The 25,980-nt window shown below is 70.3% G+C and carries 24 protein-coding genes, 1 tRNA gene and 1 riboswitch; of the genes, 12 read left to right on the top strand and 13 right to left on the bottom strand.

What is annotated here, in order from left to right; genetic code table 11:
• Positions 1 to 8: 8 nt before the first annotated feature.
• A complete protein-coding gene (locus tag NVV32_RS02520) occupies positions 9 to 1,574 on the bottom strand; it encodes an alanine/glycine:cation symporter family protein (RefSeq protein ID WP_422391252.1) in 1,566 nt (521 codons plus the stop codon).
• A gap of 139 nt (positions 1,575 to 1,713) precedes the next feature.
• Here NVV32_RS02520 and NVV32_RS02515 point away from each other — a divergent pair, with 139 nt between their 5' ends.
• The 3 genes from NVV32_RS02515 (at position 1,714) to NVV32_RS02505 (ending at position 2,921) form a co-directional block, all read left to right on the top strand.
• Positions 1,714 to 2,337: a hypothetical protein gene (locus NVV32_RS02515; RefSeq protein WP_422391251.1), complete on the top strand. Its 624-nt coding sequence runs from the start codon at positions 1,714 to 1,716 to the stop codon at positions 2,335 to 2,337.
• Positions 2,338 to 2,373: 36 nt separating this feature from the next.
• Positions 2,374 to 2,450, top strand: a tRNA-Arg gene (locus NVV32_RS02510).
• Between the two features lie 66 nt (positions 2,451 to 2,516).
• Complete coding sequence (locus NVV32_RS02505; RefSeq protein ID WP_422391250.1) at positions 2,517 to 2,921, top strand: NUDIX hydrolase; 405 nt, start codon at positions 2,517 to 2,519, stop codon at positions 2,919 to 2,921.
• A gap of 3 nt (positions 2,922 to 2,924) precedes the next feature.
• Here the strand turns inward: NVV32_RS02505 and NVV32_RS02500 are convergent, their stop codons facing one another.
• Positions 2,925 to 4,832, bottom strand: a complete 1,908-nt coding sequence (locus tag NVV32_RS02500) for an ABC transporter ATP-binding protein (RefSeq protein WP_422391249.1) — start codon at positions 4,830 to 4,832, stop codon at positions 2,925 to 2,927.
• Positions 4,833 to 5,050: 218 nt separating this feature from the next.
• On the opposite strand from NVV32_RS02500, the gene NVV32_RS02495 reads away from it, so the two are divergent.
• From NVV32_RS02495 to NVV32_RS02485, 3 genes are read left to right on the top strand one after another with little or no spacing between them, the layout of a single operon-like run.
• Complete coding sequence (locus NVV32_RS02495; protein ID WP_422391248.1) at positions 5,051 to 5,872, top strand: amino acid ABC transporter substrate-binding protein; 822 nt, start codon at positions 5,051 to 5,053, stop codon at positions 5,870 to 5,872.
• A gap of 55 nt (positions 5,873 to 5,927) precedes the next feature.
• Entirely contained in the window at positions 5,928 to 6,587 is a 660-nt protein-coding gene (locus NVV32_RS02490; protein WP_422391247.1) for an amino acid ABC transporter permease, read from the top strand.
• Positions 6,574 to 7,338, top strand: a complete 765-nt coding sequence (locus NVV32_RS02485) for an amino acid ABC transporter ATP-binding protein (protein WP_422391246.1) — start codon at positions 6,574 to 6,576, stop codon at positions 7,336 to 7,338. The genes NVV32_RS02490 and NVV32_RS02485 overlap by 14 nt, the downstream gene beginning before the upstream one ends.
• 114 nt (positions 7,339 to 7,452) lie before the next feature.
• Here NVV32_RS02485 and fdhD read toward each other — a convergent pair whose 3' ends face one another.
• Positions 7,453 to 8,280: a formate dehydrogenase accessory sulfurtransferase FdhD gene (gene fdhD, locus NVV32_RS02480; protein WP_055769538.1), complete on the bottom strand. Its 828-nt coding sequence runs from the start codon at positions 8,278 to 8,280 to the stop codon at positions 7,453 to 7,455.
• A gap of 88 nt (positions 8,281 to 8,368) precedes the next feature.
• Between fdhD and NVV32_RS02475 the strand changes: the two genes are divergently transcribed.
• A complete protein-coding gene (locus tag NVV32_RS02475; RefSeq protein WP_055769536.1) occupies positions 8,369 to 10,693 on the top strand; it encodes an FdhF/YdeP family oxidoreductase in 2,325 nt (774 codons plus the stop codon).
• Positions 10,694 to 10,768: 75 nt separating this feature from the next.
• Here NVV32_RS02475 and NVV32_RS02470 read toward each other — a convergent pair whose 3' ends face one another.
• The 7 genes from NVV32_RS02470 to NVV32_RS02440 all read right to left on the bottom strand — a co-directional run bounded on the left by NVV32_RS02470 (position 10,769) and on the right by NVV32_RS02440 (position 16,661).
• Positions 10,769 to 12,028, bottom strand: a complete 1,260-nt coding sequence (locus tag NVV32_RS02470; RefSeq protein WP_422391245.1) for a molybdopterin molybdotransferase MoeA — start codon at positions 12,026 to 12,028, stop codon at positions 10,769 to 10,771.
• Positions 12,025 to 12,309, bottom strand: a complete 285-nt coding sequence (locus tag NVV32_RS02465; protein WP_055769533.1) for a DUF6457 domain-containing protein — start codon at positions 12,307 to 12,309, stop codon at positions 12,025 to 12,027. Before NVV32_RS02465 ends, NVV32_RS02470 begins: the two co-directional genes overlap by 4 nt.
• A 16-nt stretch (positions 12,310 to 12,325) precedes the next feature.
• Complete coding sequence (gene mobA / locus NVV32_RS02460; protein WP_422391244.1) at positions 12,326 to 12,931, bottom strand: molybdenum cofactor guanylyltransferase; 606 nt, start codon at positions 12,929 to 12,931, stop codon at positions 12,326 to 12,328.
• On the bottom strand, positions 12,928 to 13,425 hold the full coding sequence (locus NVV32_RS02455) for an HNH endonuclease (protein WP_055769529.1): 498 nt from the start codon (positions 13,423 to 13,425) through the stop codon (positions 12,928 to 12,930). The genes mobA and NVV32_RS02455 overlap by 4 nt, the downstream gene beginning before the upstream one ends.
• 227 nt (positions 13,426 to 13,652) lie before the next feature.
• Positions 13,653 to 14,555: an NlpC/P60 family protein gene (locus NVV32_RS02450; protein ID WP_422391243.1), complete on the bottom strand. Its 903-nt coding sequence runs from the start codon at positions 14,553 to 14,555 to the stop codon at positions 13,653 to 13,655.
• A gap of 23 nt (positions 14,556 to 14,578) precedes the next feature.
• Positions 14,579 to 15,445, bottom strand: a complete 867-nt coding sequence (locus tag NVV32_RS02445) for an NlpC/P60 family protein (protein WP_422391242.1) — start codon at positions 15,443 to 15,445, stop codon at positions 14,579 to 14,581.
• 5 nt (positions 15,446 to 15,450) lie between these two features.
• A riboswitch (cyclic di-AMP (ydaO/yuaA leader) is annotated at positions 15,451 to 15,619 on the bottom strand.
• A 343-nt stretch (positions 15,620 to 15,962) separates the two neighbouring features.
• A complete protein-coding gene (locus tag NVV32_RS02440) occupies positions 15,963 to 16,661 on the bottom strand; it encodes a metal-dependent transcriptional regulator (protein ID WP_055769523.1) in 699 nt (232 codons plus the stop codon).
• 249 nt (positions 16,662 to 16,910) lie between these two features.
• Between NVV32_RS02440 and serC the strand changes: the two genes are divergently transcribed.
• Positions 16,911 to 18,035 carry a phosphoserine transaminase gene (gene serC / locus NVV32_RS02435; RefSeq protein WP_055770660.1) on the top strand — a complete coding sequence of 375 codons (1,125 nt, stop codon included), beginning with the start codon at positions 16,911 to 16,913 and terminating at the stop codon, positions 18,033 to 18,035.
• Between the two features lie 112 nt (positions 18,036 to 18,147).
• Here serC and NVV32_RS02430 read toward each other — a convergent pair whose 3' ends face one another.
• The 3 genes from NVV32_RS02430 to NVV32_RS02420 are packed head-to-tail and all read right to left on the bottom strand — an operon-like array spanning position 18,148 to position 20,545.
• Positions 18,148 to 19,425, bottom strand: coding sequence for an MFS transporter (locus NVV32_RS02430; protein WP_422391241.1), 1,278 nt, complete (start codon positions 19,423 to 19,425; stop codon positions 18,148 to 18,150).
• Positions 19,426 to 19,459: 34 nt separating this feature from the next.
• A complete protein-coding gene (locus tag NVV32_RS02425; protein ID WP_422391240.1) occupies positions 19,460 to 20,152 on the bottom strand; it encodes a DUF3027 domain-containing protein in 693 nt (230 codons plus the stop codon).
• A gap of 9 nt (positions 20,153 to 20,161) precedes the next feature.
• A complete protein-coding gene (locus tag NVV32_RS02420; protein WP_055769517.1) occupies positions 20,162 to 20,545 on the bottom strand; it encodes a cold-shock protein in 384 nt (127 codons plus the stop codon).
• Between the two features lie 172 nt (positions 20,546 to 20,717).
• On the opposite strand from NVV32_RS02420, the gene NVV32_RS02415 reads away from it, so the two are divergent.
• The 4 genes from NVV32_RS02415 (at position 20,718) to NVV32_RS02400 (ending at position 25,948) form a co-directional block, all read left to right on the top strand.
• Positions 20,718 to 21,017: a hypothetical protein gene (locus NVV32_RS02415; RefSeq protein ID WP_055769515.1), complete on the top strand. Its 300-nt coding sequence runs from the start codon at positions 20,718 to 20,720 to the stop codon at positions 21,015 to 21,017.
• Positions 21,018 to 21,115: 98 nt separating this feature from the next.
• Complete coding sequence (locus NVV32_RS02410) at positions 21,116 to 23,530, top strand: helicase-associated domain-containing protein (RefSeq protein ID WP_422391239.1); 2,415 nt, start codon at positions 21,116 to 21,118, stop codon at positions 23,528 to 23,530.
• Positions 23,523 to 25,178 carry a DNA repair helicase XPB gene (locus NVV32_RS02405; protein ID WP_055769511.1) on the top strand — a complete coding sequence of 552 codons (1,656 nt, stop codon included), beginning with the start codon at positions 23,523 to 23,525 and terminating at the stop codon, positions 25,176 to 25,178. Before NVV32_RS02410 ends, NVV32_RS02405 begins: the two co-directional genes overlap by 8 nt.
• A 59-nt stretch (positions 25,179 to 25,237) precedes the next feature.
• Positions 25,238 to 25,948, top strand: a complete 711-nt coding sequence (locus NVV32_RS02400) for a response regulator transcription factor (RefSeq protein WP_422391238.1) — start codon at positions 25,238 to 25,240, stop codon at positions 25,946 to 25,948.
• The last annotated feature ends 32 nt before the right edge of the window (positions 25,949 to 25,980 follow it).

Here is a 25,980-nt window from a genome sequence, read left to right as displayed (position 1 = left end):
CGGAGGGGCTATTTCTCCGCCCGGAGCTCGTCCTTCTCGATCCCGAGGATGAGGAGCTTGCCACTCTTGCGGTCCGCGAGGTACTCCCGCATCTCCCGCTTGATCACGGGGAGCAGGAAGTAGACGCCGAGCAGGTTCACGAAGGCACAGACGAACAGTGCGGCATCGGCGAAGCTGATGACCTGGCTGAACGTGAGTACGCAGCCGGCGACCGTGAAGAACAGGAACACGATCTTGTAGGTGATCTCCGCCGTCTTGCCCCGGCCGAAGAGGAACTCCCAGGCCTTCAGTCCGTAGTAGGACCACGTGATCAGGGTCGAGTAGGCGAAGAGGACGACGGCGATGGCGAGGACGATGGGGAACCACGGCAGCACGGTGGCGAAGGCGTCCGAGGTCAGGATGACGCCGTCGGGCGTGTCTCCCCCGCTCTGCACCTGATCGATGCCCGCCTGCAGGCTCGGCGCACCGGCGATGACGATCGCGAGGGCCGTCATGGTGCAGATGAGCACGGTGTCGACGAGCGGCTCGAACAGGGCCACGAAGCCCTCGCTCACAGGACGGCGGGTCTTGACGGCGGAGTGGGCGATGGCGGCGGAACCGACGCCTGCCTCGTTGGAGAACGAGGCCCGCTGGAATCCGACGATCAGGACACCGAGGATGCCTCCGGCGATTCCCTGGGGATTGAAGGCACCGGTGATGATCGCCCCGAAGGCGCCGGGCACCTGGTCGATGTTCGCGATGATCACGAAGAGGCAGGCGAGGACGTAGATGCCGCCCATCGCGGGCACCAGGCGCGACGTCGTGGCGCCGATGGACTTGATGCCGCCGAGGATGACGATCGCCACGAAGAAGGCGAGGACCAGCCCGAAGATGAGGGCCGCGCCGGCGCTGCCGAGGAAGCCGTCCGCACCGCCCGTGACATTCTGCACCTGGGCGAAGGTCTGGTTGGCCTGGAACATGTTGCCGCCGGCGATGCCGAAGATGAGGATCGCGACCGCGAAGATCCCCGTGAGGATCTTGGCCGGGATGCGACCGAGCTTCTGGAAGGCGATGGGCAGGTACTTGAACGGACCGCCGCTCACGGTGCCGTCCTCATGGACCTCGCGGTACTTCACGCCGAGCGTGCACTCGGCGAACTTGGTCGCCATGCCGATCAGGCCGGCGCAGATCATCCAGAACGTGGCGCCCGGGCCACCGAGGGCCATGGCCGCACCGACGCCCGCGATGTTGCCGAGCCCGACCGTCCCGGAGAGGGCCGAGGTGAGCGCCTGGAAGTGCGGCACCTCGCCCGGATCGTCCTTGGAGGAGTAACGCCCACGCACGACTTCGTAGCCGACCTTGAGGCCGCGGAGCTGGGGCACCCCGAAGTAGATCGTGAAGATGATCCCGGCAAGGATGAGCCAGGCGACGACGGCGGGGAAGCTGACGTCGCCGATCGTGATTGGGAAGAACACGATGCTGGAGAAGATCTCGGTGGGTCTCGCGAAGGCGTTGTTGATCGCCTCGTCGATGGCGGCGAGCCATCCGACGTCCTCGGTGACCGTCGCCATGGGGAGTGCGGAGTGAATATGCATCCCACCAATGAACCGCTTTTCCGGTGTGAAGGCAATCACAACGAGCTCCCGGCGGGGGAACGTCATCCGATCGCAACGCAGTTCACATGGTGTTCACAGCCCGGCGTGGTTGTCCTCCGGCGTCGCCCATACTGGGACGGTGGCGAAGACCAGGGCGCAGATAGCACGCAAGCATGCGACCGGCACTCCTGTGCCGGTGGCTCCCCCGAGCGGCGGGAGCCGGAAGGACAACGGCTCGCTCGTCCTCGTCGCAGCCGCCGTGGCCTCCCTGTTCCTCTTCTGGTACCTCCACCTGCTCACGCTGGGCCAGATGACGCAGCTCTCCGACGGCCTCACCATGCCGGACATGCTCGTGGGTGGGTACGACGCGGGCTACGTGGAGCGCCTGCGCGGGGCGATGGACGACGACGCCCGGGGCCAGCTGAGCTACCTGCACAGAACGGCCGGCACGCTCTTCCCCCTGATCTTCGCGTTCGCCTGGCTCCTGCTCGTCCAGCTCAATGTCGGGCGGCGGTGGCTCCGGTGGCTGCTGTGGTCGCCCGTGATCCTGTTCACCGTGGCCGACCTCTGGGAGAACGTCGCGATCGACACGGTGCTGGCCCAGGCCGTCCCCGAACCCGGCGCCGTCGCGCTGGCCTCGGTGCTGACGGTGTCCCGGTGGATCCTGCTGGCCCTCAGCCTCATGGCGGGGGCGGCTGCGGTGTTCCTGCCGCGGCGGCTGCGGGGTGTCCCCGGCGCGGACACGACCGCGCGGACCGGGTAAGCTGGGACCGCCGGATCGGTGCTCCACCGATCCCGCGCCTCTGTAGCTCAGTAGGATAGAGCGTCCCTCTCCTAAAGGGAAGGTCGTCGGTTCGATTCCGGCCAGGGGCACCACCACGACCGAGGACGGGCTTCCCTGCCCGTCCTCGCTCTGCGTCGAAGGGACCCGCGGTGCACGTCATGCCCGTCATCACGGTCACGGCCCTCTGCCTCCTGGACGCCCACGGGCGCCTGCTGCTGGTCCGCAAGCGTGGGACGTCCGTGTTCATGCAGCCGGGCGGGAAGCCCGAGCCGGACGAGACGCCCGCCCGGACGGGCTCCCGTGAACTGCAGGAGGAACTGGGACTGACCGTGCGCCCGGAGGAGCTGACACTCCTCGGGACATGGTCGGGGCCCGCCGCCAACGAGGCGGACACCCGCCTGGTCGCCACGGTCTTCCTGTGCCCCCTGGCCGGCGAGCCGCGGCCTGCGGCCGAGATCGAGGAGCTGGACTGGCTCGACCTCGGTGCAGCGGGACTCCGGGGCGACCTCGCCCCGCTGCTCACCGACTACGTGGTCCCCGCCCTCCTGTCACTGCGGGGATGACCGTCAGACGCCGGTGAGAGCCTCGGGCTCCTCCTCCGCCGCCACGTTCTTCTGCACGGCGAACTGCGTCCGGTGCAGCTCCTCGTACCGGCCTCCCTGCGCCAGCAGTTCGTCGTGCGAGCCCCGCTCCACGATCGTGCCGTCCTCGACCACGAGGATCAGGTCCGCACTGCGGATCGTCGAGAGCCGGTGCGCGATCACCATCGCGGTGCGCCCCTCGAGGGCCTCGCTGAGGGCAGCCTGCACTGCCGCCTCCGACGTCGAGTCGAGAGCCGCCGTCGCCTCGTCGAGGATGACGACGCGCGGTTGGGCGAGGAGCAGGCGGGCGATGGTCATGCGCTGGCGCTCACCGCCGGACAGCCGGTAGCCGCGCTCCCCCACCATCGTGTCCAGCTGGTCGGGCAGCGATCGGATGAGCGGTTCGAGGCGGGCGCGGCGGACGGCGTCCCACACCTCGCCCTCCGTGGCCTCGGGGCGTGCCAGGCGGAGGTTGGACAGGATGGTCTCGTGGAAGAGGTGCCCGTCCTGCGTCACCATGCCGAGCGTGTGCCGCATGGACGCGAACGTCACGTCCCGCACGTCCGTGCCGCCGAGCCGCACGGCACCGCTGTCGACGTCGTACAGGCGGGACAGGAGCTGCGCGATGGTCGACTTCCCGGCTCCCGAGGTGCCCACGAGCGCGACCGTCTGGCCGGGCTCGATACGGAAGGAGATCCCGTGGAGCACCTCCTCCCCGCCGCGGGTATCGAGCGTCGAGACCTCCTCGAGCGAGGCCAGCGACACCTTGTCCGCGGACGGGTAGGCGAAGCGGACGTCGTCGAACTCGACGGCGACCGGACCGGCGGGCACGCCGATGGCGTCGGGCTTCTCCTGGATCAGCGGCTCGAGGTCGAGGACCTCGAACACGCGCTCGAAGCTGACGATGGCGCTCATGATCTCCACGCGGGCGTTCGCCAGGCTGGTGAGCGGCGCGTAGAGGCGCGTCAGCAGGAGCGCGAGCGTGACGACCTCACCGGTGTCGAGCTGCCCCTGGAGGGCCAGGAAGCCGCCCAGACCGTAGACGAGCGCGAGCGCCAGGGCGGACACCAGCATGAGGGCCGTGAAGAACACGAACTGCAGCATCGCGGTCCGCACGCCGATGTCCCGCACGCGGGCCGCGCGGACGCGGAACTCCTCGGCCTCCTCGTCCGGCCTGCCGAACAGCTTCACCAGCGTGGCACCGGGGGCGGAGAAGCGCTCCGTCATCTGCGTGCTCATGGCCGAGTTGTGGTCCGCGGCCTCGCGCCGGAGGGCTGCGAGGCGGCTGCCCATGCGACGCGCGGGGACGAGGAAGATGGGCAGCATGACGACGGCGAGCACCGTGACGAGCCAGGACGTGCTCAGCATCACCGCGAGCGTGAGGATCAGCGCCACGAGGTTCGTCACCACACCGGACAGGGTCCCGCTGAACGCCTGCTGCGCGCCGATCACGTCGTTGTTGAGGCGGCTCACGAGGGCACCGGTGCGGGTGCGCGTGAAGAAGGCGATCGGCATCTTCTGCACATGGTTGAACACCGCTGTGCGGAGATCCAGGATGACGCCCTCGCCGATCCGGGACGAGTACCAGCGCGTGACGAGGGATACGGCGGCATCCGCCACGGCGACGATCGCGATGACGACGGCGAGCCACACCACGGTGCGGACCTCACCCTGCGCGACGATGACGTCCACCACCTGCCCGGCGAGTACCGGCGTCGCGACGGCGAGGAAGGCCCCGGCGACCGACAGGACGATGAAGATGATCAGCTTCGAGCGGTAGGGCACGGCGAAGGTCAGGATGCGCCGGACCGACTCCTTCGAGAATCCGTGCCGGCCGTCCTTCGCCGTGGAGATCTTGTAGAGCGAGCTCCAGGCCGCGCCTTCCATGCTCATAGCCATTCCTTCCAAGGATGCCAGTCCCGGCTCCGGTCCCAGGTTCCTGGACCCCCGCCGCAATACTTCGGAACAATAAGTGCGTGCCCCGGTGTTGACCCCAGTAGTGTTCGACTCCGGTCCCGGCCGGGTGGAGCGGACGTACGTAGGGTTCAAGCCTTCGTCGGTCCCCACCATTCCCTACCGCCGTGATCGCCTCACCAGATCGAAGGAATCCCATGAAGAACCGCCTGTCCGTCCTCGGCGCCACTGCAGCGCTCACCCTCGCCCTCGCAGGATGCGGCTCGTCGTCGACCCCTGCATCCGACGGCGGGGCGAGCGAGTCCGCCGCACCCTCCTCGCTGCAGGAGATCCAGGACTCCGGCGTCCTCACCGTCGGGACCGAGGGGACCTACCGGCCCTTCAGCTTCCATGAGGGCGGCAGCGGCGACCTCACGGGATACGACGTCGAGGTCATCACCGCCGTCGCGGAGAAGATGGGTGTGGAGGCTGAATTCCAGGAGACCCAGTGGGACGCGATCTTCGCGGGCCTCGAGGCGGGTCGCTTCGACGTCATCGCCAACCAGGTCTCCATCACGGACGAGCGCAAGGAGACCTACGACTTCTCCGAGCCCTACACGGTGAGCGCCGGCGTGATCGTCACGACCGCGGACAACGGCGACATCTCCTCCTTCGAGGACCTGGCCGGGAAGACCACGGCGCAGTCCCTGACGAGCAACTGGAACGACCTGGCGAAGGAGAGCGGCGCGAACGTGGAGCCCGTCGAAGGCTGGGCGCAGTCCATCACGCTCCTCGAGCAGGGCCGCGTGGATGCGACCATCAACGACGAGCTGACCTACCTGGACTACCAGAAGACCGACAGCAACGAGAACATCAAGATCGCGGCCACCACCGAGGAGACCTCGGAGAGCGCCGTGGCCGTCCGCAAGGGCAGCACCGAGCTCGTGGACGCGATCGATACCGCGCTCGAGGAGCTGCGCGCCGACGGCACGCTCGCCGAGATCTCGGAGAAGTACTTCGGCTCCGACGTCAGCGAGTGATGCCGGCGCACGGCCCGTGGCGGCGATCGTCAGCGCGACGCGGAGGGGCTGACTGATGGACTGGGAGCTGCTGCGCACGTCCTTCTGGCCCATGCTCTCCGGCGGACTGACGGGCACCATCCCGCTGTCCCTCGCCTCGTTCGCGCTCGGGCTGGCCCTGGCCCTCGTCGTCGCCCTCATGCGGATCAGCGGGCAACCCGTCCTCTCGGCGATCGCCCGTTTGTACGTCTCGGTCATCCGTGGCACGCCGCTGCTGGTTCAGCTGTTCGTGATCTTCTACGGCCTGCCGTCCATCGGCCTGACGATCAACCCCTGGCCGAGTGCCATCATCGCCTTCTCGCTGAACGTCGCAGGCTATGCGGCGGAGATCGTGCGTGCGGCGATCCTCTCGGTGCCGAAGGGCCAGTGGGAGGCCGGGCACACCATCGGGATGTCCCGGAACCTGACCCTGCGGCGGATCATCCTGCCGCAGGCCGCGCGGGTCTCCGTGCCGCCGCTGTCCAACACGTTCATCAGCCTCGTCAAGGACACCTCCCTGGCCTCGCTGATCCTCGTGACGGAGCTGTTCCGCGAAGCCCAGCAGATCGCCTCCTTCTCGCAGGAGTTCCTCCTGCTCTACATGGAGGCCGCAGCGATCTACTGGGTGTTCTGCCTCGTCCTGTCCAGCGGCCAGTCCGCCCTCGAGAAGAGATTGGACCGCTATGTCGCCCACTGATGCCCTGCTGACGGTCACCGGCCTGCAGAAGTCCTTCGGCGGCAACCAGGTGCTGAAATCCATCGACCTCGACCTGGCGGACGGGCAGGTGACAGCGCTCGTGGGACCGTCCGGGTCCGGCAAGACCACCGTGCTGCGGTGCCTCAACGGACTCGAGACGCCCGACGGCGGCACGGTCGCCTTCCGCGACGGGCCGTCGGTGGACTTCGGCGCGAAGGTGTCACGGAAGGAGGCCCTCTCGCTCCGCGATCGCAGTGCCATGGTCTTCCAGACCTACAACCTCTTCCCGCACATGACGGTGCTCGAGAACATCATCGAGGGTCCGGTCCGGGTACAGAAGCGTGCCCGCAAGGACGCCGTCGCGGACGCCGAACGGCTCCTGGACCGCGTGGGCCTCGCCGACAAGCGGAACGACCATCCCTTCAACCTGTCCGGCGGACAGCAGCAGCGCGTCGGGATCGTTCGCGCCCTCGCCCTGCAGCCGGACCTGCTGCTCTTCGACGAGCCGACGTCCGCCCTGGATCCGGAGCTGGTGGGTGAGGTGCTGACGGTCATCAAGGAGCTCGCGGAGGAGAAGTGGACCATGGTGATCGTGACGCACGAGCTGGCCTTCGCCCGCGAGGTCGCGGACGAGGTGGTGTTCATGGACGGCGGCGTCGTCGTCGAGCACGGCCATCCCGACCAGGTGCTCCGCACCCCGCGTGAGGAACGGACGCGGCGCTTCGTGCAGCGCCTGCTGAACCCGTTCTAGGCGGCCGAGGCCGGCCTCCCCGCGGCGGGGCCGGCCGGATCCCTGCGCGATGCCCTGCACGATGCCCTGCACCCGTCGGGCCGACACGGGCCCGTCGGGCGGCGGGCGGCCCGGTCAGGCCGAGATGCGCTCCGGGTGCGAGTAGCAGTTCAGCGACGTCCCGCGGCTGAAGCCCACGAGCGTCAGTCCGGCGTCGTCGGCCAGGTCCGCGGCGAGGGACGACGGCGCACTGACGGCAGCGAGCACCGGGATGCCCGCGAGCTGCGCCTTCTGGACGAGTTCGAAGGACGCCCGGCCCGAGACCTGCAGGACGGTGCCCCGCAGCGGCAGCATGCCTTCGCGGAGCGCCCAGCCCACCACCTTGTCGACGGCGTTGTGGCGTCCCACGTCCTCGCGCAGGCACAGGAGCTCGCCCTCGGCGGTGAAGAGTCCGGCGGCGTGCACGCCTCCGGTACGGTCGAACAGCTTCTGGTTCTCCCGCAGGCGGTCGGGCAGCGACGCGAGGATCCCGAGGTCCACGGGCGCGGTGTCCTCGTGCAGGTCGAACCGCGAGGACTTCCGGACGGCGTCGATCGACGCCGTCCCACAGATGCCGCAGGAGCTGGAGGTGTAGACATGGCGTTCCATCGCCGTGTCCGGGAGCTCCACGCCGGGACGCAGCTGCGCCTCGACCACGTTGAAGGTCTGCCGGCCGTCGTCGTCCACGCCCGCGCAGTACCGCAGGCTGGGCAGCTGGCCCGGCTCCCAGACCACGCCCTCGGAGACCAGGAAGCCGGCCACGAGGTCGAAGTCGTCCCCCGGGGTCCGCATGGTGACGGTGAAGGCGCTGCCCCCGAGTCTGATCTCCAGGGGTTCCTCCCCGGCGAGGACATCCTCGCGGCGACCGGTCGGTGCCCCGATGCGGAACTTCGTGATGCGGCGGCGCTGTGTGACCCGGTTCATTCGGCTCTCCTTACCTCGGCCCTATGATGAGGTTAGTTGACCCCAGACACCACATGGTGTGTCGACGACGACACGAGGATGTGCACACGTGGCAACAAAGGCCCCGAAGGACAATATCGACGAGTCCCAGCTGACCGTGGGAGCTCGGAAGACGCGGGCGGTGGGACTGCCCGCCGTCATCAACTCCCTCAAGATCTCGATGGACCAGATGGGGCCGGTGCGCAGCGCGCAGACCCTTCTCGCGGTGAACCAGGTCAAGGGCTTCGACTGCATGGGCTGCGCCTGGCCGGAGGGCGACAAGCGGCACACCGCCGAGTTCTGCGAGAACGGGGCCAAGGCCGTCGCCGAGGAGGCGACGCGCCGCACCGTCCCGCCGACGTTCTTCGCCGAGCACTCCGTCGAGGACCTCATGACGCGGGACGACTACTGGCTCGGCCAGCAGGGGCGCCTCACGCACCCCATGCTGCTCGACGACGGCGGCACCCACTACCGCGCCGTGTCCTGGGACGAGGCGAACCAGGTCATCGTCGACGAGCTCGCGGCGCTCGACAGCCCGGACGAGGCCGTCTTCTACACCTCCGGACGTACCTCGAACGAGGCAGCCTTCGTGTACCAGTTGCTGGTCCGCGGCATCGGTACCAACAACCTGCCCGACTGCTCGAACATGTGCCACGAATCCTCGGGCTCCGCGCTCAACGAGACGCTCGGCGTCGGCAAGGGCACGGTGTCCCTGCTGGACCTCGACACGGCGCCGCTGATCATCATCGCCGGGCAGAATCCCGGCACCAACCACCCCCGCATGCTCACGTCGCTGGAGAAGGCCAAGAAGAACGGCGGGGCGATCGTCGCGATCAATCCCCTCCCCGAAGCCGGCCTGATGCGCTTCGAGAACCCCCAGAACCCCATGGGGCTGCTCGGCACGCGCTTCGGCGGCGGCACGGCCCTGGCGGACGACTTCCTGCAGATCCGCATCGGCGGCGACCAGGCGCTGTTCCGTGGCCTCGGCAAGCACCTCCTCGAGCGCGAGGAGGCGACCGGCACGGTGTTCGACCATGCCTTCATCGCCGAGCACACGCTGGGGCTGGAGGACTACCTGACAAGCCTCCGGGAGACCAGCTGGGAGGAGATCACGACGGCGAGCGGCATCTCCAGGGCCGAGATCACGAAGGTCGGCGACCGCATGATCGCCTCACCCGGCACCATCGTCTGCTGGGCCATGGGCCTGACACAGCACAAGCACTCGGTGTCCACGCTGCGCGACGTCGTCAACGTGCTGCTGCTGCAGGGCAACGTCGGCAAGCCCGGAGCCGGGGTCTGCCCGGTCCGCGGCCACTCCAACGTACAGGGCGACCGCACCATGGGGATCTTCGAGCGCATGCCCGAGGCGTTCCACGACGCCCTCGACAAGCGCTTCCACTTCGCCTCCCCGCGCCGGCACGGGTTCGACACCGTGGCCGCGATCCGGGCGATGCGCGACGGCAAGGCACGGGTCTTCATGGGCATGGGCGGCAACTTCGTCCGGGCGACCCCGGACACCAACGTCACGGAACAGGCGCTGCGGAACACACGGCTCACCGTGCAGGTCTCCACCAAGCTGAACCGCTCGCACCTCGTGACCGGCACCCGGGCCCTCATCCTCCCGGCTCTCGGCCGCACGGACCGGGACACCCAGTCGGGTGGCGACCAGCGGGTCACCGTCGAGGACTCCATGAGTGCGGTCCATGCGTCGACGGGCCGCCTGAAGCCCTCGAGTTCCGAGATGCGGTCGGAGATCGCCATCGTCTGCGAGTTGGGCGACCGCCTGTTCGCCCGCGAGGACAGCCCGTTCCGCGACAACGCCCCGCAGCTGGACTGGCAGGCCGCGCAGGCCGACTACCGCGTCATCCGGCAGCACATCAGCGCCGTGGTGCCCGGCTTCGACGACTTCGAGGACCGCATCGACAAGCCCGGTGGCTTCGTGCTGCCGAACGGTCCCCGCGACAGCCGCACCTTCACCACCGCCACGGGCAAGGCCAACTTCACCGCGAACCTGCTGGAGTACCCGAAGGTACCCGCGGGCAGGCTCATCCTGCAGACGCTGCGCTCGCACGACCAGTACAACACCACGATCTACGGCAAGGACGACCGCTACCGCGGCATCCACAACGGGCGCCGCGTCGTGTTCCTGAGCCCACAGGACATCGCGGAGGCCGGGCTCGACGACGGCGACATGGTGCACCTCGTCTCCGAGTGGTCGGACGGCGTGGAACGGCGTGCGGAGGACTTCCGCGTGGTGGCCTACTCGACGCCGAAGGGGTGCGCGGCGGCGTACTATCCGGAGACGAACGTCCTCGTCCCGCTGGACTCGACCGCGGACATCAGCGGGACGCCGACGTCCAAATCCGTGATCATCCGGGTCGAGAAGGCCGCCTGACGGGCGGGTCGGACCGGGGCGGGCGGCCCCGGTCCGACCTCGTCCCGGCCTGACCGCCGCGGCCCCGGTCCGGCCTCAGGCCAGCCAGGGCAGGGACAGGGCGGGGACGGCGTCGCCCGCCGAGCAACCCTCCGCAGGCACCACGAGGACGCCGTCGGCCGCGGCGAGTCCGCGCAGCATGCCCGAGCGCTGGTGTGTGCTCGGCACCGCGCGGCCGCCCTCGAGCCGGTACGGCACGAGGCGGCTCCTGCCCCGCAGGGGTCCGAAGGCGTCGGCACTGGTCACCGTGACCGGCTCTTCCAGGGGCGAGCCCCGCAGGCCTGCGAGCAACGGTCCGGCCACGGTGAGCATGGCCATCATCGCGGCGAGCGGATTGCCCGGCAGCCCCACGAGGAAACGGCCGTCCGGCAGGCGTGCGAGGAGCGTCGGGTGGCCTGGACGCATCGCGATGCCGTCGATGATCAGCTCGGCGCCCAGCTCGGTGAGGGCACGGCGGATGTGGTCCGCGGAGGAGCTCCCGGTCCCACCGGTGGTGATGAGTACGTCCCCGGAAGCACGTGCGAGGGAGAACTCGTCGGTCGCCTCGGCGCTGATGGCGGCGATGACGTCGTCGAGGTCGTCCTTCGCGCGGCCCGCCACGTCGACATGGCCGCCCAGCATCGCGACGAAGCCGGGCAGCTGGGGCCCGAAGGTGTCGCGTACCTGTCCGGCGTGCGGCAGGCCGTGCTCGATGACCTCATCGCCCGTCATGAGCAGGGACACCCGCGGCGCCCGGAGCACCGCGAGCGTGTCATGCCCGCACACCGCGGCGAGGGCGATCTGCGCCGGGTTGAGGACCACCCCCGCGGGGATGGCCTCGGAGCCCGCCTCGGCCTCCTCCCCCGCCGGCCGGACGTGCTCGTACTGCGAGGGCTCGTCGGCACGCGCGGCCTCGTTGCGGTCCAGGACGTCACCGCGGATGGATCCATGCTCCGTGCGGAGGATACCCCGCGCGTTCTGCGGCACCACACCCCCCGTCAGGATGAAGGTCGCCTCGCCCGGCGCCAGGGACACCTCCCCGGAATCCGCGTGCGGTGCGGGCCTGCCGCGGGGGTGCTCCTCGGGAACCGCGTGGCTGACCAGCGTCCAGGGGGCGTCGCCGTTCACGGCCCAGCCGTCCATGGCGGAGGACGCGTAGTGCGGGATGGCCTGGAGCGCATGGACGGGTTCGGCCAGCGTCTGCCCGAGGGCGTCCGCGAGGGGGACCGTCTGGAACGGCAGCGGCATCCCGGCACCGTGCGCCAGGCGACGTGCCTCCGTCCAGTCGACGTCGTGTGCTCCGGCGGCCTCGCTCATGCGGTCCCGCCGTCGGCAGCCGCATCCGTGCAGAGCGAGTCGGCCACCGCCATCGCGGAGCTGATGGCCAGCTGCTCCTCGGCCTGCCCGCTCCCCACGGCCAGGCCTGCTGCGTACCCCACCACGAAGGTCGTCAACGGAGCTGCGGGACGGACCACGCCGTGGGCCGCCTTGCCGGCGAGCTCCAGGACGGCGTCGATGTCGACGTGCGTCCCCTCGATCTCGAACGCGGCGAGCAGCGTCTCCGTCCATTCCTGCAGCAGTCTCTGGCGATCGTCCATCAGCCCTCCGGGCGGTTCAGGGGACATCGACGCCCAGCGCTCGTGCATCACTCCAGGTGTCGACGTCGTGCGTCGTGCCCGGCGGAACCGGGACCGGTCTGGTCCTCACACTAGCAAGGAGGCTGCGCATCGAGAGATCCTGCGCAGTTCCGTACGCCAGCACGCCGTCGATCGCTGCCGCAAGGTCCGCGCTCCGGTAGACGGCGGCGAGCGGCTGGTCGCGGCCGCCGTCGAGCGCGACGAGGGAAGCTTGCCCGTCTTCTGCCCGTGCCTCGGCCAGCAGGATCGTGAGGAGGTCCGCGACCCTCGGCATGTCACACGCGACGACGACGCACCAGGGCGCTCGCGGCGCCCGCCACGAGGTGAAACCGGCCACGAGTCCCGCGGCCGGCCCCGCGAAGGGCGGATCCTCCCGGACGATGGTCGGCGCACCGGCCAGGGCACCGGGCTCCGTGTCCGGGCCGACGACGACCAGGTGGTCCGCGTCGACCAGCGCCGAGCAGGTGTGCTCGAGCAGGGTCCGGCCGCCCAGGAGCAGTCCGGCCTTCGCCACGCCGCCCAGGCGGGAGGACCTGCCGCCGGCGAGGACGATCGCGTCGAACCGCACGGGAGCGGGCGTCATGCGGCCCGCTGGGACAGGAACTCGTTCCACTGCGGGGCCGGCTTCTCCAGCTCGCGGATCTGCCACTGCGGCCCCCGCGGCGGGAGGGGGACGATCCGCAGGCTCCAGCCCAGGCTGGAGAGGGTCTTGTCACCCTTGGCGTTGTTGCAGGTGAGGCAGCAGGCCACGAGGTTCTCCCACGTGTCCTGGCCCCCGCGCGAGCGCGGCATCACGTGGTCTATCGTCGATGCCGGCCGCGCGCAGTAGGCGCAGAGGTGGTTGTCGCGACGGAGGACCCCCCGCCGCGTGGCCGAGACGTCGTACCGGTACGGGACCTTCACGTATCGGTTGAGCAGGATCACGGAGGGCCGTCCGAGGATCTCCGTGGGGCCCACGATCGGCTCGTCGTCCTCGGCCACCACGCTGGCCTTCCCTGTGAGCACGAGCACCAGCGCCCGGCGGAAGGTGACCACCGCCAGTGGTTCATACCCTGCATTCAGAACAAGAGTGCGCATGGCACGTTCCTCTTTGCTGACCTGTTCCCCGCAACCGGGTGCCATCCCGGGGTACGGGAGAAGAGCTTCGGATTGACACTGCAAGGGTAAGCCGGGCGCAGGACGGGGGCTAATCGGCGCCGATCGGGACGTGACGTGTCGCGAGCTGGTGGTCCCGGCAGTCCTGTGCCGGATGCACGGAAGGACCGGCGCGATGCGCCGGTCCTTCCGTCCTGCTCGGTGGCCGATCAGCCGCCGACGCGGATGTACACGCCGCCCGAGCCGAGCTCGGCGGGCGCGATCACCGTGGTGTTGCCGTTGAATCCGCCGTGGACGGCCTGACCGCCACCGATGTACACGGCGATGTGGGCCATGCCCATGCCGCCGTCGGCGTAGTAGATGAGGTCACCCGGGATGGCCTCGCCGGCACTGACCGTGCGGCCGAGGGACAGGTACCCGGCCGGCCAGCCGTGGAAGTTGATGCCGGCGGCGGCGAGGGCATTGCTCGCCAGGCGGGTGCAGTCCTGCATGACGCCGAGCTGGCCCTTCGCAGCTTCGGCGATGGTCGCGGCGACACCGGAGGACACCGCGGGTGCCGGAGCGGGGGCGGTGACGGGCGCCGGTGCAGGTGCAGGTGCCGCGACGGGAGCCGGGGCGACGGCGGGAGCGGCGACGGCCGCAGCCTGGGGAGCCTGCGCAACGGCCGCCGGGGCGGCGACGGCGGGGGCGGCGGGAGCTGCCGCGGTGACCGGTGCTGCCTCGACGACGGGTGCGGTCTCGACGACGGGGACGGCGACCTGCTCGACGACGGGAGCCACGACGACGGGGGCCTTCGGGGTCTTGACGACGGGCTTGGCCTTGACCTTGACCGGCGTCATGTTGAAGGACACGACGGACGAGTTCGAGGCGACGACGGCCGCGCGAACCGACGAGACCGAGACGTTGGAGGTGGCTACCTCACGCTGCGGCTGCAGGTCGGCGGCGTTGGCCGCGACACCGCTGGTGAGGACGAGGCCTGAGGCCGCGACGATGACGGCGGCCTGGCGGCCGATGCCGCCGGCGTTGGTGGTGACTGCTGCGGCGAGGGCGGAGAAGCCGGCAGTGGTCTGCGCTTCTGAGCGGTGGCGGGCGATCGTGGTGCGTGAAGTCATAAGGGATTCTCCGTGTGTGGTGATCAGCGGACGCGGACGAAGCTTGCGCCGGGAAGGTCTGACAGGTTGTGGATGTCGGTGTTCATGCCGTTGAGGCCACCGCTGATGACCTGGCCGTTGCCGACGTAGATCGCGACATGGCCGCCGGTGATGACGAGATCGCCCGCGGCGGGCGTGCCGACGACGTCACCGAACTGGAAGAACTGGCCCGGGGCCAGGTCTCCGACGGACTTGCCGACGGAGCGCAGGGCGGTCTCGACCATGGCGGTGCAGTCCTGCGCGACGCCGATCTGACCGTAGGCGGAGGCCACGAGTCCGGCGGCGACACCGGATGCCGGAGCGGGCTGCTCCACGGGGGCTGCGGGCGCCGGAGCGGCAGGAGCAGGTGCGGCGGCTGCAGGCGCTGCGGCGACCGGGGCGCTGGGCGCGGCGACCGGCGCGGCGACGGCGGCCACGGGTGCTGCTGCGACCGTAACCTCCACAGCGGGAACGACCGGTGCTGGTGCCTCGACGGCGGCGACGGGTGCGGGGGCCGCGACGACGGGATCGGGGGCTTCCTCGACGACGGGGGCTTCCTCGATGGGCTCGGGGGCGGGGGTGACCTCGACGGCGACCCGCTCGAACGTGACCTTCGCCGTGGCCGGGACCGTGACCTCGGCGGAGACGACGCGGCTGATGGTCAGGGCTGCGGAGGACTGGACCTCACGGTCCGCGATGGTGACGCCGTGGGCCGGCAGGCCGGCCGTGAGGACCAGGCCCGAGGCGGCGACGATGACGGCTGCCTGGCGGCCGACGGAACCGGCGTTGGATGTGACTGCTGTCGACAGGGTGGTCAGCGGGCTGACCGTCTTGGGCGCGCGGTGGCGGCCCAGCGAAGAGCTGGTGGACACGGTGGATTGCCTCTCCCAACGCCTGCGAGGTGAGCTGTCGGATTCGGATGGGAGTCACCCGGCCGCTGCGTGAGCAAGCGACTTAACCCCAAGGATTTCTGTGCAGAAACCCGAAATTGGTTCCCCCGCCTCTGCCATGCGATGGTGCGGACGGACCTCCGGCAATGGCAGAGCTAGGCGATTTGCAGGAGGGTGCCGGATCTAGAGCGAATTTGGCACGAGATGAAGGCTACAACAGAAAGCACCCTATGTCACGTTCCGGTCACGGAACGGTATGTTCTTGGTGACGGCGACCATCCGAGGCCCGCCCGGGCGCGAAGAAACCGCCGTGCCGGCGCCGTGACGGTCCGGGGCCAAGCACCGTCAGGGACCCGCGGTGGAGCCGTCAGGGACCCGCGGTGGAGCCGTCAGGGACCCGCGGTGGAGCCGTCAGGGACCGGTGGTGGAGCCGTCAGGGACCGGTGGTGGAGCCGTCAGGGACCGGTGGTGGAGCCGTCAGGGACCGGTGGTGGAGCCGTCAGGCGGCGACGGACACGAAGACGTGCGACGCGACCTCGGGGGGCAGCTCGAGGGCTCCCTCGACGCCCGGGACACGCACGGAGACGTACCCGCCCACGGACTCCAGCGCGAGGTCCGCACCGGGGCGCAATCCGCCCTCGTCCAGCTGGGTGAGGAGTTCGGGATCGACCTGGATGGGCTCGGCGAGACGGACGAGCGTCACCCGCTTGTCGGGTGAGTAGGTACCCATGGCCGAGAGCAGGGTGACGACGCCGTCCGTGAACAGCTCCGACCGGATGCCGCCGATGGCCTCGAGACCGGGGATCGGATTGCCGTAGGGCGACTCCGAGGGCTGGCCGAGCAGTTCGTACAGCCGCCGCTCGACACGCTCGCTCATGACATGCTCCCAGCGGCAGGCCTCGTCATGGACGTACGCCCAGTCGAGGCCGATCACGTCGCTGAGCAGGCGCTCGGCCAGGCGGTGCTTCCGCATCACGCCGGTGGCCCGGTGCCGCCCGAGTTCGGTGAGTTCGAGGTGGCGGTCACCGGAGACGACCACGAGGCCGTCTCGCTCCATCCGCCCGATGGTCTGGGAGACGGTCGGACCGGAGTGGCGCAGCCGTTCGGCGATCCTCGCACGGAGCGCCACGATGTTCTCCTCCTCGAGCTCGAGAATGGTCCGCAGATACATCTCGGTGGTGTCGATGAGGTCCGTCATGCGGGTCAGCTCCTTGGTGCGGTGCGGGTGCGCGGCTGGAATGCCTCACGCGGGTGGGGCACCGCGGCCGCCACAGCCGGTTCCGCCCCATGCCTCCCAAGGTTAACCCATGCGACCGCTCCGGGGATTCCCGCCGAGGGGGTCGCCGGCGGGCGCGGAGGGGCCCCGGGCATCCGTTCACAAATGGAGGGCAACCCGCTGCTGGGGCAGAATGAGGGCGATACCCCCGCCGATCAGCTGGAGCACCCCATGAGCGAAGCGCCCCGCATCCCCGACCACCTCCTGCCCGCCGACGGCCGCTTCGGTGCCGGTCCGTCGAAGGTGCGGAGCGGCCAGATCGATGCGCTCGTCGCCGCCGGACCAACGCTCCTCGGCACCTCGCACCGCCAGGCGCCGGTGCGCGACCTGGTCGGGCGTGTGCGCGAAGGACTGTCCTCCTTCTTCGGCGCCCCGGACGGCTACGAGGTGGTCCTCGGCGTCGGCGGTTCGACGGCGTTCTGGGACGTGGCGACGTTCGGCCTGGTCGACGCGAGGGCGCAGCACCTCTCCTTCGGGGAATTCGGGTCGAAGTTCGCCTCGGCCACCACCCGGGCACCGTTCCTGCAGGAATCGAGTGTCATCACGTCCGCGCCGGGCAGCCGTCCCGATCCCGTGGCCGAGGCCGGCGTGGACACCTACGCGTGGCCGCAGAACGAGACCTCCACGGGCGTGGCCGCACCCGTCCGCCGGGTGGCGGGAGCGGACGACGGCGCACTCGTGGTCGTCGACGCCACGTCCGCGGCCGGGGGGCTCGACGTCGACGTCTCGCAGGCGGACGTCTACTACTTCGCCCCGCAGAAGAACTTCGCCTCGGACGGCGGACTCTGGCTCGGGCTCTTCTCCCCCGCCGCCCTGGAGCGCGCCGCACGCATCGCGGCGGGCGACCGCTGGGTCCCGGACTTCCTGAACCTGCAGACGGCCATCGACAACTCGCGGCTGAACCAGACGTACAACACGCCGTCCCTCTCGACCCTCGTGACGCTCGACGCCCAGGTGGCGTGGCTGAACGGCCAGGGCGGCCTGCCCTTCGCTGCGGCCCGCACCGCGGACTCAGCCGGCCGGCTCTACGCCTGGGCGGAGGCCTCCCCGATCGCCGAGCCCTATGTCGCCCGGGCCGAGGACCGCTCGAACGTCATCGTGACCGTGGACTTCGACGACGCGGTCGATGCGTCGAGGATCGCAGCGATCCTCCGCGCCAACGGCGTCGTCGACGTCGAGCCCTACCGGAAGCTGGGCCGGAACCAGCTGCGCATCGCCACCTTCGTCTCGATCGAGCCCGACGACGTCTCCGCGCTGATCGCGTGCATCGACCACGTCGTGGAGCACCTCCTCTAGACCGGCAGGACCGCCTCTCCAGCCGTCGTGGAGCACCTCCTCCGGACCGCCGGTGCCGCGCCTCCGGCAGCTGCCGGACGAAGCATGCAGGACACTGGCGGGAACTCTCCGCCTACGCCCCGGAGTCCGCAGCGCCCGCCTCGTGGTCGAGACGCAGGCGCCGGGGTGCCGAGCGGTCGTACCGCAACCGCACCTCGTGGTAGCGCCAGGCCCAGAAGATGCCCACCCCGGCGGCCAACAGGCCGGATGCAGCGGCCACGCCGAGGCTCCAGCGGGGCCCGAACATGTCGGACACCCAGCCGACCACGGGCGCCCCGAGCGGCGTGCCACCGAGGAAGATCGCGAAGTACAGGGCCATGACGCGCCCCCGCATGCCGGGGTCCGTGGTCGTCTGGACATAGGCGTTGGCACTGGTCATCAGGGTCAGCGCGAACAGTCCCACCGGCACCAGTGCCAGCCCGAAGAGCCAGAGGTTCGGGGCCAGGGCCGCCAGCACGCAGGCCAGGCCGAAGGCCGCAGAGGCCCCGAAGACGAACCTGAGCCGCGGCCGTTCCCGCCGGGCGGAGAGCAGGGCGCCGGCCACCGAACCGACGGCCATCACCGACGAGAGGACCCCGAACACACCGGCGTCCTGCCCGAATTCGGTCCTCGCCATCGCTGCGATGAACACGGCGAAATTGAGCCCGAAGGTGCCGACGATGAAGATCGCCAGCATCACGATCATCAGGTCCGGGCGGCGCCGCACATAACGGAAGCCCTCGCGGATCCGGCCCTTGCCGGGCGCCTGCCGCGGCTGGCTGTTGAGCTCGGAGGCGCGCATCACCAGGAGGACGTAGACCATCGCTCCGAACGTCAGGGCGTTGATCATGAAGACCCAGCCCGGTCCGACCCCCGCCGTGAGCAGCCCGGCGACGGCGGGGCCGATGAGGCGGGCGCCGTTGAAGGATGCGCTGTTGAGGGCGACGGCGTTCGGGAGGTAGTCGTCACGCACCAGGTCCGAGACGAACGCCTGCCGTGCGGGGGCGTCGAAGGCGGAGACGACGCCGAGCGCCAGCGCGAACGCGTACACGTGCCAGAGGACGGCGACGTCGAGGAGGACCATGAGGCCGAGCCCGATGCCGAGCAGCGCCATGGCGATCTGCGTGGTGGCGAGGAGCTTCCTGCGGTCGACGGTATCGGCGATCAGTCCGGCCCACGGCGCGATGACGAGCTGCGGCCCCAGCTGGAGGGCCATCACGATCCCGAGCGCCGAGGCGTTCTGCGGTGTGAGGATGTCGTAGACCAGCCAGTCCTGGGCGGTCCGCTGCATCCAGGTACCGATGTTGGAGATCAGCGCGCCGATGAACCAGAGCCTGTAGTTGTGGATGCCGAGCGAGCGGAAGGTGCTCATGCTCCTTCCTCCCCGCCCCGGCGACCCACGGCGGTCACTCGTCGTCGGGCTGTCCCGTGGAGGCGGCGGATCCGTCCTCCGTGGCCGAGGGTTCTCCGGCTGCGGTGTCGGTCGGTGCGGGTCCCACCCCGGAGACGACGTCGTCGTCCCCGCGCTGGGCCGACGGCGCAGGACCCGATGCACCAGGGGCCCCGCCCGCGGAATCCTCCGCTGCCCCGTCCGTACCGGCTACGCCCTCCAGCGGCGCCGCGTTGGGAGTTGCTCCCTCCGGCAGGCCGGCGTCATCCGTCGCGGAATCCTCCGGACGCACGCGCTCGGACCAGGGCAGCCACTCGGGCGCCAGGAGCGACGCCGCGGACGGCAGCAGGCCCACCTCGCACACGGTGACGTCCTTGCTCCTCGCCACGCGTGCCACACTCGCGTACCACTGCCACCCGCCGTATCCCGGCATGAACGCCTCGAAGCGGTGGGTGACGAGGCGCTCGCCCTCGATCACGGCGGACACGTGCCGGCCGATCTGGGACTCCGGGGCCACCTCGAGCACAGCCGCACGGGCACGCTCGACCGCGGCCTCGAGCACGGCGTCGGACTTCGGGATGCGACGAGATGCACGCGGCTTCTTCGGCGCCTCCACGGGCACCTGGAGGACGGCGTCGCCGTCGTCGGGCATCGTGGTGTCGCCGGCCGGGGCGTCGCCGCCGGCGGTGTCCGGGTTGGTCGTGGTCATGGTCGAAGCCTACGCGTCGAGGTCGTCGGCCACCGCTCGGAGAACCGCGGCCACCTTCGTCGCGTGGGCCTTCTCCGGGTAGCGCCCCTTGCGGAGTCCGTTGGACACGGCGTCGAGCAGCTTGATGAGGTCCTCGGTGATGACCGCCATGTCATCCGCGCTCTTGCGGGTCGCCTTCACGACGGACGGGGCCTGCTCCAGGATCCGAGCGGAGAGCGCCTGCAGTCCGCGGCGGCCGTCGGCGACGCCGAACTCGAGCTTGGTGCCGACCTTCACCTCGCTGACGCCGGCGGGCAGGGCCGAGGCGTGCAGGAATACTTCCTTGCCGTCATCCGTGGCCACGAAACCGAAGCCCTTGTCCACGTCGAACCACTTGACTTTGCCGATGGGCACGTCGTCTACCTCTTCTTAGCTGAACCGGGCGGCCAGCGCCTGCGGTGGTGGTCCCGGGTCCGTGCACCGCCTGGTGCCGGGGCGGGCTGCCGCCGCCGGGGAAGTCTGTGTCTCCTAGGATATAGCTTCTCCGGCAGCTCCCCGGCCGTGGTTCTTGTAGTCTTGGACGGCTATGATCCCTGATGAACCAGCCCAGGACGCCCCCGCGCGGCGGTCGGTCGGCGTCCCTGCCGAGCGCGACGGCGAGGTTCCCGGCGGACCCGCCGGTCGTGGACGACTGGTCCTCTCCGTGGCCGCCGTCGCCTGCGCCGTGATCGGCCTCATCGCGCTCGCGGCGATCCTCCTCACCGCCTTCCTCGGCGGGACGGTATGGCCCGGCTTCGTCCTGGCGTCCTACTTCTGCCTGCCCATCGCGTTCCTCCTCATGGCCACCCTCGTGGTGCTGTCCGCCCTGGCGCGGCGCCGGTCCTGACGCCGGCTCCGGCGCCGGTCCCCCTCACGGCGTCCTGCACGCAGCGGGCGTGCTGCCCGCGCCCAGCTCTGTCGGGGGCGCCGGGTAGCCTTGGAGGGATGTCCGCAATCCGAGCACTGGCCGATCAGCTGGCGCGCCGGAGCGATGACGACCTGCGCCGACTGCTCACACGCCGGCCCGACCTCATCCTTCCCGCGGTGCCCGACTTCGCCGCGCTCGCGGCACGGGCCTCCACGCGTGCCAGCCTGCAGCGTGCCCTCGACAACGTCGACCGGCCGGAGCTACAGGTCCTCGAGACCGTCACGGTCCTCAGCGAGGACGCCGGCGGAGGCGTCGACCGCGACGCCCTGGCCGCCGCGCTGCCCGGCTCCGACGGCGACGCGCTGGAGGCCATCCTGTCCGGGCTGGTGGAACGCGCCCTCCTGGCCGTGGCTCCCGAGGGCGGGCTGCTCCCGGTGGGCGCCCTGGCGGACGCCCTCGGCCCGTACCCGGCAGGGCTCGGACGCCCGTTCCGCACCCTCGCCCGTACCGTCCCCCGCTTCGGTCCGGCGCTCGTCGGCGCCGTGCCGTTGCTCGCACCCGACTCCCCGAGCGAGGACCTGACGTCGGCCGCCGCGGCACGGATCATCGACAGCATCACAGCGCAGCCCGCGGCCTGGCAGGATGTCCTCGCCGACGCACCGGAAGGAGCCTCCGCGCTGCTGGTCAGACTTCGGGATGCGCCGGTGGGTTCGACGGCGACCGACACCACCCCGAACGGCGGGGCCACGCCGGCCGTGCGGTGGCTGCTGGATCGCTGCCTCCTCGCGCCCCTGGATGCACTGCACGTCGAACTGCCGCGCGGGGTGGGGATCGCCCTGCGGGGCCACACCGTCTTCACCACTCTCGACGTCGCACCACCCCTCGAGGTCGAGCGCACCACCCGGCCGGCGCTCCGGGACAACGCCTCCTTCGGGGCCATCGCCGAGACGCTCCGGCTCATGACCGCGCTCCTCGGCTCGGTGGCAACCACCCCCGTCACCACCCTCCGGTCCGGTGGGGTCGGCGTCCGCGAACTGCGCCGGGTGCGGGACGCCCTGCGCGCGGGCGAAGCGGACGCCGCATGGCTGCTGGAACTCGCTGCCGCCGTCGGTCTCCTGACACTGGACCCGGACGACTCGAGATGGAAGGCGTCACGGCTCGACGCCTGGGAGGCGCTCGGACGGGACGAGCAGTGGCTCCTGCTGGTCGAGGGGTGGCTCGCCGTCGACCGCGCCCCGGCCCTCGTCGGATCCCGGCTGCCGGACGGCACGGGCATCAACACGCTCGCCGCCGAGGCGTCGCGGCCCGATGCGCCGATGGTGCGCCAGCGACTGCTGTCCGCGGCCACCGAGCTGTCGGTGGCCGGCGGCGCGGAACCGTCCGCCCCCCGGCTGCCCGTGCTCACGGACCAAGCCGTCATCGCCCTCGCGACCTGGCACCAGCCCCGCCTGCAGCGCCGGTTCACCCGCCTTCTTCCCGGCATGCTCGCCGAGGCGCAGTCGCTCGGCCTCACCGGCGACGGCGCACTCACGGACGCCGGTCGGCTCGTCGCGGAGGGCCGGCTCGAGGAGGCCGCCCGGGCCGTGCGCGAGGCCCTGCCCACCCCTGTCTCCCACGTGGTCCTGCAGGCCGACCTCACCGCGGTCGCGCCCGGCTACCTGGAGCCCGAGGTCGCGCGAGGGCTCCTGCGGATGTCCACCGCGGAGGGTCAGGGGCCGGCCACCACCTACCGCTTCTCCGCCGACTCCATCCGCGGAGCACTCGACGCCGGTGAGGACGCACCCTCCATCCTCGCCTTCCTCGCCCTGCACTCGGCCACCGAGATCCCGCAGGCGCTGACCTATCTCGTCGAGGACACCGCCTCCCGGTACGGGAGCCTCCGGGTCGGGCGTGCCGGCAGCTACGTGAGGACCGAGGACGACGCCGTCGCGGCCACCGTCCTTGCCGATCCCCGCGCCGCGGTGCTGGGGATCGTACAGATCGCCCCGACCGTGCTGGTCTCGGCCGCGTCACCGCAGGAACTGGTCGCACTCCTGCGTGATCTCGGCTTCTCCCCCGCCACCGATGCCACCGGTTCCGCGGCCACCACCGCCCCGCGGACCGATACCGACCGGGAGCCCGGCCAGTTCCGTATGCCCCCGGAGCAGCTGCGTTCGCGACTCAACCCCTGGTCGGTCGCCGAGGAGGAGATCTCCGCACAGCTGGCGACGCTCCGTTCGGCCCGGCCGGGAGCCGCGGACCACGCGGCGGCGTCGGACAGCGAGACACTGCTCGGCCTGGAGACGCTGCGGGCCGCCATCAGGTCCCGCAGCCGTATCCGGCTCGGCACGGCGGACAGCGAGGGGAATCACGTGCGCCAGATCCTCGTTCCCCTGTCCGTCTCGGGAGGCCGCCTGCGCGTGTTCGATCCCGAGAACCAGGTGGAGAAAGTCGTATCCGTACACCGCGTCATGGACGTGGAGATCCTCGAAGGGAGCCCATCCGATGGTTGACGGCCCGCTGATCGTCCAGAGTGACAAGACCATCCTGCTCGAGGTGGACCACGAGCAGGCCACCGAGGCGCGCCATGCGATCGCCGCCTTCGCGGAACTGGAGCGCGCGCCCGAGCACGTGCACAGCTACCGCCTCACCCCGCTCGGCCTGTGGAACGCCCGGGCGGCCGGACTCGATGCCGAACGCGTGCTCGACACCCTGCTGAAGTACTCGCGCTTCCCGGTCCCCCATGCCCTCCTCATCGACATCGAGGACACGATGTCGCGCTACGGCCGCCTGCGCCTCGAGAAGGACCCCCAGCACGGGCTGGTCCTGCGCACCACGGACTACCCCGTTCTCGAGGAGGTGCTGCACGCGAAGAAGATCCAGCCGCTGCTCGGTCCGCGCATCGACGGCGAGACCGTCGTCGTGCACTCCTCCCAGCGCGGCCAGCTGAAGCAGTTGCTGCTCAAGCTGGGCTGGCCGGCCGAGGACTTCGCGGGCTACGTCGACGGCACGCCGCACCCGATCGTCCTGGCCGAGGACGGCTGGACGCTCCGCCCCTACCAGAAGCTCGCGGTCGAGAACTTCTGGTCGGGCGGGTCGGGCGTCGTCGTCCTGCCGTGCGGTGCCGGCAAGACCCTCGTCGGCGCCGCCGCGATGGCCACGAGCCAGACCACCACCCTCATCCTGGTCACCAACACCGTCTCCGCGCGGCAGTGGAAGGACGAGCTGCTCAAGCGGACGTCCCTGACGGAAGAGGAGATCGGCGAGTACTCCGGCGCCGTCAAGGAGGTCCGACCCGTCACGATCGCCACCTACCAGGTGCTCACGACGAAGCGGGGCGGGCTGTACCCGCATCTCGAGCTCCTCGACGCCAACGACTGGGGGCTGATCGTGTACGACGAGGTCCACCTCCTGCCCGCACCGATCTTCAAGATGACTGCGGATCTGCAGGCCCGCCGCCGGCTGGGCCTCACCGCCACGCTCGTGCGCGAGGACGGCCGGGAGGGAGAGGTCTTCTCACTCATCGGGCCGAAGCGCTACGACGCGCCGTGGAAGGACATCGAGGCCCAGGGCTACATCGCACCCGCCGACTGCGTGGAGGTCCGGGTGGACCTGCCGCGCGACGAGCGCGTCGCCTACGCGATGGCGGAGGACGGCGACAAGTACAGACTGTGCGCGACGTCGGACACGAAGTCCGACGTCGTGGAGCGCCTCGTCGCCGCGCACGAGGGTGAGCAGCTGCTCGTGATCGGGCAGTACATCGACCAGCTGGACGACCTCGGCGCACGCCTCGACGCGCCCGTGATCAAGGGCGAGACCACCGTCAAGGAGCGGCAGCGGTTGTTCGACGCCTTCCGGTCCGGGGAGATTCATGTGCTCGTCGTGTCCAAGGTCGCGAACTTCTCCATCGACCTCCCCGAGGCGTCGGTCGCCATCCAGGTCTCGGGGTCCTTCGGCTCCCGGCAGGAGGAGGCCCAGCGGCTCGGGCGGCTCCTGCGGCCTAAGGCGGACGGGCGCGCGGCCCGGTTCTACACCGTCGTCGCCCGCGACACCCTCGACCAGGATTTCGCCGCGAAGCGCCAGCGTTTCCTGGCGGAGCAGGGCTATGCCTATCGCATCCTCGATGCGGCGTCGATCGGTGACACCAAGCCCAGTGAGTGAGCAGGTTGCTCGCAGGATGGGTCCAGACAACTCACAGGGAACCTGCGGATACTGTGTGCGTGAAGAAAACTGGCCCCGAAGCGAAACTGCTGGTCGTCGACGACGAACCGAACATCCGCGAACTCCTCTCGACCTCCCTGCGGTTCGCGGGTTTCGAGGTCGTCGCCGCCGGTAATGGCCGCGATGCCCTCGCCGCCGCCGAACTGCACAACCCGGACCTCGCCGTCCTCGACGTCATGCTGCCCGACATGGACGGCTTCACCGTCACGCGGCGCCTGCGCGCCGCCGGCCGGCACTTCCCCGTGGTCTTCCTGACCGCGCGCGACGACACCGAGGACAAGGTCACCGGGCTGACGGTCGGCGGTGACGACTACGTGACCAAGCCCTTCAGCCTGGACGAGGTCGTCGCCCGCATCCGCGCCGTCCTGCGCCGGACGCATCCCCTCGAGGACGACGACGCCGTGATCCGCGTCGACGATCTCGAACTCGACGACGACGCGCACGAGGTCAGGCGCGGAGGCGAAGTCATCGACCTCTCCCCCACCGAGTTCAAACTGCTGCGCTATCTCATGATGAACCCGAACCGTGTCCTGTCGAAGGCGCAGATCCTCGACCACGTCTGGGAGTACGACTTCAACGGCGACGCCTCGATCGTCGAGTCCTACATCTCGTACCTGCGCCGCAAGATCGACAGGAACCCGGACGCCGTCGCCCTGATCCAGACCAAGCGCGGCGTGGGCTACCTGCTCCGCAACGCCGACAAGCGGTAGCGCTGCCCCTTGGGTAAGCGGTGGAGCGCGGC

This window comes from Arthrobacter sp. N1 (assembly GCF_048288285.1).
Classification (GTDB): domain Bacteria; phylum Actinomycetota; class Actinomycetes; order Actinomycetales; family Micrococcaceae; genus Arthrobacter_D.
Note: the sequence above shows the minus strand (reverse complement) of the source record. Positions and strands in the feature narration are given on the sequence as shown.

Excerpts from the sequence above, each read along its gene's own strand:
- NVV32_RS02500 (WP_422391249.1), bottom strand. The coding sequence starts at position 4,832 with ATGAGCATGGAAGGCGCGGCCTGGAGCTCGCTCTACAAGATCTCCACG.
- NVV32_RS02450 (WP_422391243.1), bottom strand. The coding sequence starts at position 14,555 with ATGACTTCACGCACCACGATCGCCCGCCACCGCTCAGAAGCGCAGACC.
- NVV32_RS02425 (WP_422391240.1), bottom strand. The coding sequence starts at position 20,152 with ATGACCACGACCAACCCGGACACCGCCGGCGGCGACGCCCCGGCCGGC.
- NVV32_RS02415 (WP_055769515.1), top strand. The coding sequence starts at position 20,718 with ATGATCCCTGATGAACCAGCCCAGGACGCCCCCGCGCGGCGGTCGGTC.
- NVV32_RS02410 (WP_422391239.1), top strand. The coding sequence starts at position 21,116 with ATGTCCGCAATCCGAGCACTGGCCGATCAGCTGGCGCGCCGGAGCGAT.
- fdhD (WP_055769538.1), bottom strand. The coding sequence starts at position 8,280 with ATGAACCGGGTCACACAGCGCCGCCGCATCACGAAGTTCCGCATCGGG.
- NVV32_RS02495 (WP_422391248.1), top strand. The coding sequence starts at position 5,051 with ATGAAGAACCGCCTGTCCGTCCTCGGCGCCACTGCAGCGCTCACCCTC.
- NVV32_RS02520 (WP_422391252.1), bottom strand. The coding sequence starts at position 1,574 with ATGCATATTCACTCCGCACTCCCCATGGCGACGGTCACCGAGGACGTC.
- NVV32_RS02505 (WP_422391250.1), top strand. The coding sequence starts at position 2,517 with ATGCCCGTCATCACGGTCACGGCCCTCTGCCTCCTGGACGCCCACGGG.
- NVV32_RS02470 (WP_422391245.1), bottom strand. The coding sequence starts at position 12,028 with ATGAGCGAGGCCGCCGGAGCACACGACGTCGACTGGACGGAGGCACGT.
- NVV32_RS02485 (WP_422391246.1), top strand. The coding sequence starts at position 6,574 with ATGTCGCCCACTGATGCCCTGCTGACGGTCACCGGCCTGCAGAAGTCC.
- NVV32_RS02455 (WP_055769529.1), bottom strand. The coding sequence starts at position 13,425 with ATGCGCACTCTTGTTCTGAATGCAGGGTATGAACCACTGGCGGTGGTC.
- NVV32_RS02405 (WP_055769511.1), top strand. The coding sequence starts at position 23,523 with ATGGTTGACGGCCCGCTGATCGTCCAGAGTGACAAGACCATCCTGCTC.
- NVV32_RS02440 (WP_055769523.1), bottom strand. The coding sequence starts at position 16,661 with ATGACGGACCTCATCGACACCACCGAGATGTATCTGCGGACCATTCTC.
- serC (WP_055770660.1), top strand. The coding sequence starts at position 16,911 with ATGAGCGAAGCGCCCCGCATCCCCGACCACCTCCTGCCCGCCGACGGC.
- NVV32_RS02430 (WP_422391241.1), bottom strand. The coding sequence starts at position 19,425 with ATGAGCACCTTCCGCTCGCTCGGCATCCACAACTACAGGCTCTGGTTC.
- NVV32_RS02465 (WP_055769533.1), bottom strand. The coding sequence starts at position 12,309 with ATGGACGATCGCCAGAGACTGCTGCAGGAATGGACGGAGACGCTGCTC.
- NVV32_RS02490 (WP_422391247.1), top strand. The coding sequence starts at position 5,928 with ATGGACTGGGAGCTGCTGCGCACGTCCTTCTGGCCCATGCTCTCCGGC.
- mobA (WP_422391244.1), bottom strand. The coding sequence starts at position 12,931 with ATGACGCCCGCTCCCGTGCGGTTCGACGCGATCGTCCTCGCCGGCGGC.